Genomic DNA, 12,123 nt, shown 5'->3' with positions numbered 1-12,123 from the left:
CCCCGCTTCGGTGGCCCCACGCAAAACGCTACTGCCGTGACGCCGCCGCGTTCACCGCCCTGTGACCGAGACGAGCAGGTCGTCCAGCTCCTCACGGGTCGCGTTGCCGGCCCGGACGGCGTCGAGCGGGTCCCGACCCTGTTCGCGGACGGTCTCGACGGCCCGGTCGGGACCGTAGTCGCGACTGTAGACGAGCCACGCCGCCAGCACCTGCCCCGTCCGGCCGATACCGGCGAGACAGTGGACGACGGTGCGCTCCTCGGCGGCGTCGGCCGCCGCGAGGAAGGGCAGGATCTCGTCGTGGAGGAGCGGTTCGGGGAGGAGGTGGTGATCGGGGACCGGGGCGTGGAGGACGTTCGACTCGCCGAGGGCGTCGGCGTATCGGTCGAGATTCGCGTCGGTCGCGTCGAGCTGGCGGCCGGGGAGGAGACAGCAGACCCGCTCGACGCGCTCCCGTCGCATCGCCGCGAGCCAGTCGTCGAGGGCGACCGCGTGGTCGGCGGCGGCGTGCCAGCCGGGAGCGCAGGCACCGAAGACGGTAGACTCGTCGGGAGCCGCGGGGGCGAACCTGTGGGCGTTCGCAGGTCGCATAGATTCCGGACGGAGAGAGACCACGAACGGCCTTGAAGCTATCCGCGCAGTTCTCAGGTGTGATTCTCCGACTCACAGTTCCGGAGCCGCTCGGCGGAAGGGCACGTTTTTAGCCGCCCTCTTCCCTACCTCGGGTATGGTGACGTTCCTCGCCGGCGGGACGGGGACGCCGAAGCTCCTCGCCGGTGCCGACGACGTGTTCGCGCCCGCCGAGTCGACGGTGGTCGCCAACACCGGCGACGACGTGGAACTCGGCGGCCATCTCGTCTGCCCGGACCTGGACACGGTCCTCTTCCTCGACGGCGGCGCGCTCGACAGTGAGACGTGGTGGGGAATCGCCGACGACACCGCCGAGACACACGACGAGCTCCACCGCCTGGCCGACGCCGCCGGGCTCGACGGCGGCCCGCGGTACCTGCCGGCGGACCGGCAGACGGCGGGCCGTGACATCGCGCGCTGGCGGCGGTTCTCAGGCGTCGCGGAGTTTATGCACATCGGCGACCGGGACCGGGCGGTCCACGTCACCCGGACCTCGTTGCTGGACGAGGGGCACACGCTGACCGAGGCGACGCGGACGCTGGCCGACGCGTTCGGTCTCGACCGGACGCTGCTCCCGATGAGCGACGACCCCGTGGCGACGATCGTCCACACGCCCGACGGGCCGATGCACTTCCAGGAGTGGTGGGTCGGACGGGACGGCGAACCGGCCGTCGAGGACGTCGAGTTCCGGGGCAGCGAGCGGGCGAGCGCGACCGACGCCGTCCTGACGGCGCTGGCCGAGCCGGTGGTGATCGGGCCGTCGAACCCCGTGACGTCCATCGGTCCGATGCTCGCCGTCGACGGGGTCCGTGCCGCGCTGGCCGAGACCCCGGTCGTCGCGGTCTCGCCGTTCGTCGAGGACCGCGTGTTCTCGGGGCCGGCGGCCGACCTGCTGGCCGGTGTTGGCCGCGAGCCGAGCACCGCCGGCGTCGCCGAGTGCTACCCCTTCGCCGACGCGTTCGTCCTCGACGACGAGGACGGGACCGACCTCGACCGGCCGGTCGTGCGGACGGACACGACGCTGGACACCGACGCGGACGCCGCCCGGGTCGCCCGCGCAGTCGCGGACGCGCTCGCGGGGGTGGCCTGATGTTCCAGCCCCGCGTCGCGCTGGCGAGTCTCAGCGGCGCGGCCGACGCCGACTGGGCGCGCGCGGCCGCCGAGCACGTCGGCTGTGCGTTCCTCGGGGGGATCGCGCTCGACGGGGCGACCCGGGAGGCCGCCCGGCGGCTGGTCGAGCGGGATCGCTCGGAGTTCCTGCCAGCGGACCCGGTCGCGTTCGTGGACCGACAACTGTCGGCACTCGCCGACTCGCCGCTCAGGCCGGCGTTCAACGTCCGGAGCAGTTCGCTCCCCCCGATCCGTCGCGTCGGCGAGGTGTGTGCGGCCCACGACGCCGTCCTCGAACTCAACGCCCACTGCCGGCAGGACGAGATGTGCGCGGCCGGCGCGGGCGAGGCGCTCTTGCGGGACACCGACCGACTGGCCGCGCAGGTCCGCGCGGCCGCGGCGACCGGTACGCCGGTCTCGGTGAAGGTCCGGGCGGAGGTCGGGGGCGTCGACCTCCCGGCGGTCTGTCGGGCGGTCGAGTCGGCCGGCGGCGACGCCGTCCACGTCGACGCGATGGACTCCGAGAGCGTCGTCGAGCGTGTGGTCGCGGCGACGGACCTGTTCGTCGTCGCCAACAACGGCGTCCGCGACCGCGAGACCGCCCGCGAGTACCTCGGGTACGGAGCCGACGCGGTCAGCGTGGGCCGGCCGAGCGACGATCCCGAGGTGCTGGCCGACGTGCGAGCGGCCACCGACGAGTGGTTCGCGGCGGAGGTGGGGCCGTGAGCCGTCGCACGCCTGCTCAGAACGCCGAACTCGCCCTCCTGCTGGAGGTCGCCGGGACGCCCAAGCCGGGGAACGTCGACCGCGAGCGCGAGTACGACGACCTCCGGTTCGAGCACTTCCTCGCGGGTGCCGTCGGCGCTCGGCCGGGACTCGCACTGGCCGCCGAGGGCGAACGCGTCGGCCGCGCCTTCGAGCGGGCGGTCCACGGGATGGCCGACCAGTCGGCCGGCAACACGCAGTTCGGTGCGCTGCTGGTGCTGTCGCCGCTGGTCGCCGCCGCGGGCGATGGGGCGCTCTCACGGGCCGGCGTCCGGCAGGTCGTCGACGCGACGACGGTGGCCGACGCCGCGGACTTCTACCGCGCGTTCGAACACGTCGACGTGGCGGTCGACGATCCGCCCGAGGGGATGGAACCCCTGGACGTGCGTCGCGGGAGCGACGCAGTCCCGGAACTCGAACGCCGCGGGCTGACCCTGGCCGACGTGATGGCCGACAGCGCCGACGTCGACGGCGTGGCCGCCGAGTGGACGGCCGGGTTCGAGCGCGTGTTCGACACCGCCGAGCGCGTTCGGGACGCCACGGGACCGGTCGCCGACCGCGCCTCGCGTGTCTTCCTCGAACTGCTGGCCGCGGAGCCGGACACCTTCGTCGTCACGCGCGACGACCCCGAGACGGCCGCGGAGGTCCAGCGGCGGGCGCGGGCGGTCCTCGACGGCGACGAGGACGCGACGGAGCTGGCCGAGGAACTGGTCGCCCGCGACGTCAACCCCGGGACGACGGCGGACCTCGTCGCCGGCGCGCTGTTCGTGGCGCTCGAACGGGGGGTGGAGGTGTGAGAGACGCCGACTGGCCGGTCGAGCTGGCGGGCGTCACCGAGTCCGTCGTGACGACGCTGGGACCGAACGACCTGTGGAACGTCGCGGCGCTGGGGCTGCACGCCCCGGACGACGGACGGGACGATGAGGATTCGGACGCCACCGTGACGGCGACCACGTGGGGTCGGACCCGGACGTGGCGGAACTTCCGCGAACGGGGCGGGGGGTACGTCCAGTTCACCCGCGACCCGGTCGACTTCGCGGAGGCGGCGCTGTCGGTCCGCGAGGCGGCCGATCCGGTGCTGGACTCGGCGGACGCCTGGGTCAGGGTCGCGGTGGCGCGACTGGCCGACGGCGAGGACGGCGGCACCCGGTGGGTCGAGTGGGCGCTGACACCGATCGAGTCGGCCGTCGAGCGCCGCGCCGTGCCGACGACGAACCGGGGCCACGCCGCCGTCGTTGAGGCGACGGTCGCGGCCTCGCGGCTGGACGTCGACAGCTACGACACCGAGACGCTGCTGGACCGGCTCCGGTACTTCGAGTCGGTCGTCGAGACGGCCGGGAGCGAGCGCGAACGCGCCGCATTCGAGCGCGTTCGCGAACTGACCGACGCGGAGTGGTAGCGAGCAGGCGACGCGGTGACCCGGTCCGACGACCGGCTGCCGGCGGTGTGTCGCGTCGCGCTCCCGCTTGCCACACCGCCGCGTTCGTCAGGACACGGGTCCGCTGGCCCCGCGATCACTGATGAACCCTCGCTCGCCGGTGCGGATTCGAACCCTTTTTCACCGCCAGTTCTGAAATGACACGTATGGCTATCAAACCCGCCTACGTCAAGAAGACCGGCACGCTGCTGATGGAGCGATACCCCGACGCCTTCGGCGGTGACTTCGAGCACAACAAGGACGTCGTCGAGGAGGTCACCGACATCGAGTCCAAGAGCGTGCGCAACCGCATCGCCGGCTACGTCACGCGCAAGTACAACAACCCCGTCGAGGCGTAATCCGGTCTTTCTCTCTGTCCTCGCCGGTGGGCAGCGACGCCGCTAGTGCTCGTGGGGTTCCTCGACCGCGCCGGCCGCGCTCTTGCCCTCGGACTGGCGCTTCCGGTGGACGATCCCCTGCATGTTCGCGGTACGGGCTGCCATATCGCGGAACGCCTCGCCGACCTCGCTGTCCTCGTCGAGGACGAGCGGTTCGCCGTCGTCGCCACCCTCCCGGACGTCGGGGTCCAGCGGCACCTCCCCGAGGAACGGCATGTCCGTCTCCTCGGCGAACTCGCGGCCGCCGCCGCTGCCGAAGATGTCGTGCTCGCCGCCACAGTCCGGACAGACGAACGTCGACATGTTCTCGACGACGCCGAGGACGGGCGTCTCGTGGCGGCCGAACATCCGCAGGCCCTTGCGAGCGTCGTCCAGCGCCACCTCCTGAGGTGTGGTGACGATGACCGCGCCGGAGACGGGCACCCGCTGGAGCATCGTCAGCTGGGTGTCGCCAGTGCCCGGCGGGAGGTCCACGATCATGTAGTCCAGCCCGCCCCAGAGCACGTCGTCCCACAGCTGGGTGAGGACGTTGTCGACCATCGGGCCGCGGAAGATGACGGGGTCGTCCTTCCCGACGAGGAAGTCCATACTCATCAGCTTCAGCCCGTACTTCTCGACGGGGATGATCTGCTCCTCCTCGGTGGCCTGCGGGGACTCGTCGGCCCCGAGCATCCGGGGGACGTTCGGGCCGTAGACGTCGGCGTCGAACAGCCCGACCCGCGCGCCCAGCTGTGAGAGCCCCGCCGCGAGGTTGACGGCGACGGTCGACTTCCCGACCCCGCCCTTGCCCGAGGCGACCGCGATGACGTTCTTGACCTTCGGGAGCGGGTCCTCCGACTCGGGGACGCCGCGATCGACGCTCGCCGAGAGCTCGATCTCCCGGTCGAGGTCGGCGAGTTCCTCGCGGACGCGCCCGGCGATGGCCGTCTCGTTCGGGGAGTACGGTGCGCCGAGTGCGAGGTCGATGCCGACCGCGTCGTCGGTCACCTCGATGCTGTTGACGAGATCCAGCGACACGATGTCGTCGCCGAGGTCCGGGTCCTCGACGGCCCGGAGGCGCTCGCGAACGTCGTCCTCGTTCATACCTCCGGGTAGGCCCCGGAGGTGCGATAAGGATTGTGACAGGGGCGGGGTCGCGCCGTTCCGACCGGTCAGGGTCGGCGGAAGGTGTACGAGAGGCCCGACGACCCCTCGACGTGGACCTCGCCGCCCTCGTGGTCGAAGGTCAGCCGATCGGCGACCGCGTCGACGGTGTGGAGTGGCATCCCGGCGTCTACCCGGCCGTCGGGGTCGACGGCGAAGTGTGCCCGGCCGCCGAACTCGGCTCTGAGGGTGCCGTCCGCCCGTTCCGTGACGGTCCCCGCGAACCGTTCGAGGTGCTCCCGGAGCGCCGCTCTGTCCGTCGGCTCGACGTCGGTACCGCCGTCAGCCCGGACCGGTGGCCACATAGACGGGGATTGGGCTGCCGTCGGCTAATCTCCTTGGGTGTCGGTGCCAGGCGTCGGCCGTGCAACGGACTGTCGCGCCCGGGCCGGTCCGTTGCGTTTAAATACAACCCCGGAATAGTCTCGGGCACAGTCGTGTAGGGAGTGCCGCTCCCGAGTCCGCGTGTCGCGGGCGAGCGTACAGCAAGCACGTGTCGTGGTAGCCAAGCCTGGCCCAAGGCGCAGGGTTGCTAACTCTGTGGCGTACAGCCTCCGGGGTTCGAATCCCCGCCACGACGCTCACCAGACCGACTACCCACATATGAGTGCAGAAGACCCCAACGCGGGCGAGGACGCGGATGAGGAGGAGGACATCCGCTACTTCGTTCGCATCGGACAGACCGACCTCGACGGCACGAAGTCCGTCGAACGAGCACTGACAGAACTGAACGGTATCGGCCACCGAGCGGCCCGCATCGTCGCCCAGAAGGCGGGCGTCGACCGCCGCGAGGTCATCGGCAAACTCGACGACGACGTCATCGACGACGTCGTCGAGGTCGTCGAGAACTACGCCGACGAGGTCCCCGAGTGGATGACCAACCACCAGAAGGACTACTTCTCCGGCGAGACCACCCACGAGACCGGCAACGACCTCCAGCTCACCCGCCGGCAGGACATCAACCGGATGAAGATGATCGACTCCTACCGCGGGGTCCGCCACAAGCGCGGGCAGAAGGTCCGCGGCCAGCGAACCAAGTCCACGGGTCGTACCGAGGGCACCATCGGCGTCAACGTCGAGGCGATCAAGGAAGAGCAGGCCGAGGAGGCCGCCGGGGAGGACGACGAATAATGGCGCTCGGCTCCAACACGAAGTTCTACGAGACGCCGAACCACCCCTACCAGGGCGAGCGCATCGCCGACGAGTCGAACCTCGTCGGCCGCTACGGCCTGAAGAACAAGGAGGAGCTCTGGCGCGCCCAGTCCGAACTGCGCGGCTTCCGCCGCGAGGCCCGCGAACTGCTCGGACGGACGACCGAGACCGACGAGGCCGACGAGTTCCTCGCTCGCCTCAAGCGCTACGGCATCCTCAACGAGCAGGACACGCTGGACGACGTCCTGTCGCTGGACGTCACCGATGTCCTCGAACGCCGGCTCCAGACCGTCGTCTACCGCAAGGGCTACGCGAACACGCCCGAGCAGGCGCGGCAGTTCATCGTCCACGGCCACGTCGAACTCGGCGGCCAGCGGGTCACGCGCCCGTCGATGAAGGTCGAGGTGGCCGTCGAGGACACCGTCGGCTTCGACGAGAACAGCTCGCTGTCGGACGAACTGCATCCCGAACGCGCGGAGGCCCAAGAATGAGCGAAGCCGAAAACGACGGAATCTGGGGCGTCGCCCACGTGCACGCATCGTTCAACAACACCATCATCACCATCACCGACCAGACCGGCGCGGAGACGCTGGCGAAGAGCTCCGGCGGGACGGTCGTCAAGCAGAACCGCGACGAGGCCTCGCCCTACGCCGCGATGCAGATGGCCGAGGTCGTCGCCGAGAAGGCGCTCGACCAGGGCGTCGAGGGCGTCGACGTGCGCGTCCGCGGTCCCGGCGGGAACCAGCAGACCTCCCCCGGGCCGGGCGCACAGGCGACCATCCGAGCCCTCGCTCGCGCGGGCCTGGAGATCGGCCGCATCGAGGACGTCACGCCGACGCCCCACGACGGCACTCGCGCACCCAAGAACTCCGGCTTCTAACACATGACACAGGACTACGAGGTTGAGTTCGTCGACCGCGGCGACGAGGAGGCGCGGTTCCTCGTGCGTGGCATCACGCCGGCCTTTGCCAACGGCATCCGCCGGGCGATGATCGCCGACGTGCCCACGTTCAGCATCGACACCGTCCGGGTCATCGAGAACACCAGCGTGATGTTCAACGAGCAGATCAGCCTGCGACTCGGGCTGGTCCCGCTGACGACCGACCTCGACGACTTCGAGGCAGGCGACGAGGTGACCCTGTCGCTGTCGGTCGACGGTCCCGGGACGGCCTACTCGGGCGATCTCGTCTCCAGCGACGGGCTGGTCGAGCCCGCAGAGGACAACGTCCCCATCATCGATCTCAAGGACGGCCAGCGCCTCGAAGTCGAGGCCGACGCCGTCCTGGACACGGGCAAGGAACACGCCAAACACCAGGGTGGCGTCGCTGTCGGCTACCGCCACCTCCAGCGCGTCGAGGTCGTCGGCGACAAGGGCGAGTTCGCCGACGACGAGACCAACATCCTCCGGGGGGTCATCGAGGAGTCCGCCGCCGAGCACGCCGCGGGCGACGCCGAAAACGGCGAGCTCGTCGCCACCGAGGCGTTCGACAACGACCTCTCCCAGCGCTACCCCGGCAAGGAAGTCGAGGTCTCTGACGTGCCCAACGCCTTCGTGTTCCACGTCGAGACGGACGGCTCGTTCACCACCGAGGAACTGGTCCTGCGCGCGGTCGAGTCGCTGCGCGGCCGCGCGACCGAACTGAAAGAGGCAGTCGAACTGTAACGCCACCGTGATCCGACACACCCCTTCCACGCCGATGACCGCCCGCCCCCGAAGCGCGAGGACCGAAGGGGTTTTTACGGGGCACGTGAAACGCAAGAACGCGAGCAGGGATAGCCAAGTCAGGCCAACGGCGCAGCGTTCAGGGCGCTGTCCCGTAGGGGTCCGCAGGTTCAAATCCTGCTCCCTGCACTTTTCCGACAAAGGAGGAACTCTATGAGCAAGACGAACCCGAGACTCAGTAGTCTCATCGCCGACCTGAAGTCGGCCGCCCGCGACGCGGGCGGCAACGTCTGGGGCGACGTCGCCGAGCGGCTGGAGAAGCCCCGGCGTACACACGCGGAAGTCAACCTGGGCCGCATCGAACGCTACGCCCAGGAGGACGAGACCGTCGTCGTGCCCGGCAAGGTACTCGGCTCCGGCGTCCTGCAGAAGGACGTCACCGTCGCCGCGGTCGACTTCTCAGGCACCGCCGAGAAGAAGATCGACCAGGTCGGTGAGGCTGTACCGCTCGAACAGGCTATCGAAAACAATCCGGAAGGCTCCCACGTGCGGGTGATCCGATGAGCCTCGCGGAGTTCGACGCCGACGTGGTCGTCGACGCCCGCGACTGCATCATGGGTCGCGTCGCCTCGGAGGTCGCCGAGAAGGCGATGGACGGCCAGTCGGTGGCCGTCGTCAACGCCGAGCGCGCGGTCATCACCGGTCGCGAGGAGCAGATCGTCGAGAAGTACAAGAAGCGCGTCGACATCGGCAACGACAACGGGTACTTCTACCCGAAGCGCCCGGACGGCATCCTCAAGCGCTCGATCCGCGGGATGTTGCCCCACAAGGAACAGCGTGGCCGCGAGGCGTTCGAGAACGTCCGCGTCTACGTCGGCAACCCCCACGACGAGGAGGGCGAGGTCGTCGAAGGCACGTCGCTGGACCGACTGTCGAACATCAAGTTCGTCTCGCTGGCCGACGTCAGCGAGCAACTCGGAGCGAACAAGACATGGTAACGAACACGTCTGGTAAGAAGAAGACGGCCGTCGCCCGCGCGACGATCCGCGAGGGCGAGGGCCGGGTGCGCATCGACTCCCAGCCGGTCGAACTGGTCGACCCGGAGCTGGCCCAGCTGAAGATGCTGGAGCCGTTCCGCATCGCGGACGAGGACCTCCGCGACGACGTCGACGTCGAGGTGACCGTCGAGGGCGGCGGCGTGATGGGGCAGGCCGACGCGGCCCGCACCGCCATCGCCCGCGGCCTCGTCGACTTCACGAACGACGCCGAACTCCGCGACGCCTACATGGAGTTCGACCGTTCGCTGCTGGTCAACGACGTCCGACAGACCGAACCGAAGAAGTGGGGCGGTCCCGGCGCGCGGGCCCGCTACCAGAAGTCCTACCGCTGAGGTGATCCAAGTATGATGGTACCGGTCCGGTGTTTCACCTGCGGCAACGTCGTCGGCGAGCACTGGGAGGAGTTCAAGGCACGCACCCGCGAGGCCGAGGAGCCCGAGGACCCGGAGAAGGTCCTCGACGAACTCGGCGTCGAGCGGCACTGCTGTCGCCGGATGCTCGTCTCGCACAAGGACCTCGTCGACATCGTCGCACCCTACCAATGAGCGCACAGGAGAGCCGATACGAGAAGGCCCGCAAACTCGGCGCGCGAGCGCTGCAGCTGGCCCACGGCGCACCCGTCCTCATCGAGACGGACCAGACCCAACCGATCCTCATCGCGGCCGAGGAGTACGACGCGGACGTGCTCCCGTTCACGGTGAAACGAGGTGACCACAATTGACGCTAATCACTGACGTCCGGCTCCGCCGCGTCCTCGACTCCCGCGGGAACGCGACCGTCGAGGCAGACGTCCTCACGGAGAGTGGGGGCTTCGGCCGCGGCAAGGCACCGAGCGGCGCAAGCACCGGCGAGTACGAGGCCATCGAACTCCCGGCCCAGGAGGCCATCGCGAACGCCCGCGAGGACGCCATCCCGCGGCTCGTGGGCGAGGTCCACGCCGGGAACCAGCGCGACGTCGACGCGGCGCTGCACGCCGCCGACGGCACGGACGACTTCTCCGGCATCGGTGCCAACTCCGCGGTCGCCATCTCGATGGCGGCCGCGAAGGCCGGTGCCGACGTGCTGGGCGCGCCGCTGTTCCAGCACCTGGGCGGTACCTTCCGGGGCAACGAGTTCCCGACGCCGCTGGGCAACATCGTCGGCGGGGGCGAACACGCCGCCGACGCCACGAACATCCAGGAGTTCCTCGCGGCCCCGGTCGGCGCACCCAGCGTCGCCGAGGCCGTCTTCGCCAACGCCGCGGTCCACCAGGAGGTCCACGACATCCTGGCCGACCGCGACCTGCCCGCGGGCAAGGGCGACGAGGGCGCGTGGGCACCGTCGGTCTCCGACGACGAGGCCTTCGAGATCATGGACGAGGCCGTCGAGACCGTCGCCGACGACTTCGGCTTCGCCATCGCCTTCGGCCTGGACGTCGCCGGGGCCGAGCTCTACGACGAGGACGAGGGCGGCTACGTCTACGACGACGGCGTCAAGTCCACCGAGGAGCAGAAGGAGTACATCGCCGAGAAGGTCGCGGAGTACGACCTCGTCTACGTCGAGGACCCCCTCGACGAGGACGACTACGAGGCCTTCGCCGAGCTGACCGAGGAGGTCGGCGACCAGACGCTCATCTGTGGGGACGACCTGTTCGTCACCAACGTCGAGCGCCTGCAGGCCGGCATCGACGCCGGCGCGGCCAACTCCATCCTCATCAAGCCCAACCAGATCGGGACGCTGACCGACGCCGTCGACGCCATCGAACTGGCGACCGAGAACGGCTACGAGTCGGTCGTCTCCCACCGGAGCGGCGAGACGGAGGACACCACGATCGCACACCTCGCCGTGGCGACCGGCGCACCGTTCATCAAGACGGGTGCCGTCGGCGGCGAGCGCACAGCCAAGCTGAACGAACTCATCCGTATCGAGGACAACGCAGTATGAGCGGCAACGAGAAAGAGGGCCTCGACGCGTCCGAGTCCGAGTTCGACCCGTCCGAGGCGGACGACGAACAGACCGACGCCGAGCCCACAGCCGAGGAACAGCCCGCCGACGCCGCCGACGAGGCGGCAGCGGCCGAGACAACCGACGAGGACGAGGACGCCGGCCCCCAGCTCGACGAGGACGTGATGCCCGACGAGCAGGCCGAGGCCGACCTCCTCATCCCGGTCGACGACTACCTGGGTGCCGGTGTCCACATCGGGACTCAGCAGAAGACCCAGGACATGGAGCGGTTCATCCACCGCGTCCGCGACGACGGCCTGTACGTGCTGGACGTGTCGATGACGGACCAGCGCATCCGGACCGCCGCGGACTTCCTGGCCAACTACGACCCCGAGCAGATCCTCGTGGCGTCGTCGCGCCAGTACGGCCGCTTCCCGGCCGAGAAGTTCGCCGACGCCGTCGGTGCCCGCGCCCGCACGGGCCGGTTCATCCCGGGGACGCTGACGAACCCGGACTACGACGGCTACATCGAGCCGGACGTCGTGGTCGTCACCGACCCGATCGGCGACTCCCAGGCGGTCAAGGAGGCCATCACGGTCGGTATCCCGGTCATCGCGATGTGTGACTCCAACAACACCACGTCGAACGTCGACCTGGTCGTCCCCACCAACAACAAGGGGCGCAAGGCGCTGTCGGTCGTCTACTGGCTGCTGGCCAACGAGACGCTCGACCGCCGCGGGGCCGAGCCCGCCTACGAACTGGCGGACTTCGAGTCCGAGATCTAACGATTCGAGACGACGGTTTTCCGGCCCGCTCGCCCGTCAGTGGCGACGCCGGCGTCCCGCCCCGGAGCACAAAGCATAG

The 12,123-nt window shown here is 69.7% G+C and carries 19 protein-coding genes and 2 tRNA genes; 18 read left to right on the top strand and 3 right to left on the bottom strand.

Annotated features, from left to right (window positions below; genetic code table 11):
- Positions 1-51 precede the first annotated feature (51 nt).
- Complete coding sequence (locus P0592_RS00340) at positions 52-591, bottom strand: protein-tyrosine phosphatase family protein (protein ID WP_276272270.1); 540 nt, start codon at positions 589-591, stop codon at positions 52-54.
- A gap of 136 nt (positions 592-727) precedes the next feature.
- Here P0592_RS00340 and cofD point away from each other — a divergent pair, with 136 nt between their 5' ends.
- The 5 genes from cofD (at position 728) to P0592_RS00315 (ending at position 4,281) form a co-directional block, all read left to right on the top strand.
- Positions 728-1,720 (top strand): 2-phospho-L-lactate transferase, encoded by a 993-nt coding sequence (gene cofD / locus P0592_RS00335; RefSeq protein WP_276272269.1) that lies wholly within the window; start codon positions 728-730, stop codon positions 1,718-1,720.
- Positions 1,720-2,466, top strand: a complete 747-nt coding sequence (locus P0592_RS00330; RefSeq protein WP_276272268.1) for a tRNA-dihydrouridine synthase — start codon at positions 1,720-1,722, stop codon at positions 2,464-2,466. Before cofD ends, P0592_RS00330 begins: the two co-directional genes overlap by 1 nt.
- On the top strand, positions 2,439-3,302 hold the full coding sequence (locus tag P0592_RS00325) for a triphosphoribosyl-dephospho-CoA synthase (RefSeq protein ID WP_276272267.1): 864 nt from the start codon (positions 2,439-2,441) through the stop codon (positions 3,300-3,302). The genes P0592_RS00330 and P0592_RS00325 overlap by 28 nt, the downstream gene beginning before the upstream one ends.
- Positions 3,299-3,904, top strand: a complete 606-nt coding sequence (locus P0592_RS00320; RefSeq protein ID WP_276272266.1) for a DUF447 domain-containing protein — start codon at positions 3,299-3,301, stop codon at positions 3,902-3,904. The genes P0592_RS00325 and P0592_RS00320 overlap by 4 nt, the downstream gene beginning before the upstream one ends.
- A gap of 185 nt (positions 3,905-4,089) precedes the next feature.
- Entirely contained in the window at positions 4,090-4,281 is a 192-nt protein-coding gene (locus P0592_RS00315) for a 30S ribosomal protein S17e (RefSeq protein WP_276272265.1), read from the top strand.
- A 42-nt stretch (positions 4,282-4,323) separates the two neighbouring features.
- Here the strand turns inward: P0592_RS00315 and P0592_RS00310 are convergent, their stop codons facing one another.
- The gene (locus tag P0592_RS00310) at positions 4,324-5,403 is read right to left on the bottom strand and encodes an Mrp/NBP35 family ATP-binding protein (RefSeq protein WP_276272264.1); all 1,080 of its coding nucleotides are present in this window, start codon (positions 5,401-5,403) and stop codon (positions 4,324-4,326) included.
- Positions 5,404-5,471: 68 nt separating this feature from the next.
- Positions 5,472-5,768 (bottom strand): hypothetical protein, encoded by a 297-nt coding sequence (locus P0592_RS00305; RefSeq protein WP_276272263.1) that lies wholly within the window; start codon positions 5,766-5,768, stop codon positions 5,472-5,474.
- A 190-nt stretch (positions 5,769-5,958) separates the two neighbouring features.
- Between P0592_RS00305 and P0592_RS00300 the strand changes: the two genes are divergently transcribed.
- From P0592_RS00300 to rpsB, 13 genes are all read left to right on the top strand, one after another.
- Positions 5,959-6,043 (top strand) — tRNA-Ser (locus P0592_RS00300).
- 23 nt (positions 6,044-6,066) lie between these two features.
- The gene (locus P0592_RS00295; protein WP_276272262.1) at positions 6,067-6,594 is read left to right on the top strand and encodes a 30S ribosomal protein S13; all 528 of its coding nucleotides are present in this window, start codon (positions 6,067-6,069) and stop codon (positions 6,592-6,594) included.
- Positions 6,594-7,106: a 30S ribosomal protein S4 gene (locus P0592_RS00290; RefSeq protein WP_276272261.1), complete on the top strand. Its 513-nt coding sequence runs from the start codon at positions 6,594-6,596 to the stop codon at positions 7,104-7,106. The genes P0592_RS00295 and P0592_RS00290 overlap by 1 nt, the downstream gene beginning before the upstream one ends.
- Positions 7,103-7,495: a 30S ribosomal protein S11 gene (locus P0592_RS00285; protein WP_276272260.1), complete on the top strand. Its 393-nt coding sequence runs from the start codon at positions 7,103-7,105 to the stop codon at positions 7,493-7,495. The genes P0592_RS00290 and P0592_RS00285 overlap by 4 nt, the downstream gene beginning before the upstream one ends.
- A 3-nt stretch (positions 7,496-7,498) precedes the next feature.
- Entirely contained in the window at positions 7,499-8,278 is a 780-nt protein-coding gene (locus tag P0592_RS00280) for a DNA-directed RNA polymerase subunit D (protein WP_276272259.1), read from the top strand.
- A gap of 104 nt (positions 8,279-8,382) precedes the next feature.
- Positions 8,383-8,467: transfer RNA gene (locus P0592_RS00275), tRNA-Leu, on the top strand.
- Positions 8,468-8,491: 24 nt separating this feature from the next.
- Positions 8,492-8,842, top strand: coding sequence for a 50S ribosomal protein L18e (locus P0592_RS00270; protein WP_276272258.1), 351 nt, complete (start codon positions 8,492-8,494; stop codon positions 8,840-8,842).
- Entirely contained in the window at positions 8,839-9,276 is a 438-nt protein-coding gene (locus P0592_RS00265) for a 50S ribosomal protein L13 (RefSeq protein WP_276272257.1), read from the top strand. Before P0592_RS00270 ends, P0592_RS00265 begins: the two co-directional genes overlap by 4 nt.
- Positions 9,270-9,668 carry a 30S ribosomal protein S9 gene (locus P0592_RS00260; RefSeq protein ID WP_276272256.1) on the top strand — a complete coding sequence of 133 codons (399 nt, stop codon included), beginning with the start codon at positions 9,270-9,272 and terminating at the stop codon, positions 9,666-9,668. Before P0592_RS00265 ends, P0592_RS00260 begins: the two co-directional genes overlap by 7 nt.
- Before the next feature lie 12 nt (positions 9,669-9,680).
- Entirely contained in the window at positions 9,681-9,881 is a 201-nt protein-coding gene (locus P0592_RS00255) for a DNA-directed RNA polymerase subunit N (RefSeq protein WP_159901306.1), read from the top strand.
- Positions 9,878-10,057 (top strand): DNA-directed RNA polymerase subunit K, encoded by a 180-nt coding sequence (locus P0592_RS00250; RefSeq protein ID WP_276272255.1) that lies wholly within the window; start codon positions 9,878-9,880, stop codon positions 10,055-10,057. The genes P0592_RS00255 and P0592_RS00250 overlap by 4 nt, the downstream gene beginning before the upstream one ends.
- Positions 10,054-11,259 carry a phosphopyruvate hydratase gene (eno, locus tag P0592_RS00245; protein WP_276272254.1) on the top strand — a complete coding sequence of 402 codons (1,206 nt, stop codon included), beginning with the start codon at positions 10,054-10,056 and terminating at the stop codon, positions 11,257-11,259. The genes P0592_RS00250 and eno overlap by 4 nt, the downstream gene beginning before the upstream one ends.
- Complete coding sequence (gene rpsB, locus P0592_RS00240) at positions 11,256-12,044, top strand: 30S ribosomal protein S2 (protein ID WP_276272253.1); 789 nt, start codon at positions 11,256-11,258, stop codon at positions 12,042-12,044. The genes eno and rpsB overlap by 4 nt, the downstream gene beginning before the upstream one ends.
- Positions 12,045-12,123: the final 79 nt, after the last annotated feature.

It is taken from the genome of Haloarcula litorea (genome assembly GCF_029338195.1).
GTDB classification, from domain to species: Archaea; Halobacteriota; Halobacteria; order Halobacteriales; family Haloarculaceae; genus Haloarcula; species Haloarcula litorea.
The sequence above is the reverse complement of the archived record's forward strand: the minus strand, read 5'-3'. Positions and strand labels throughout refer to the sequence as shown.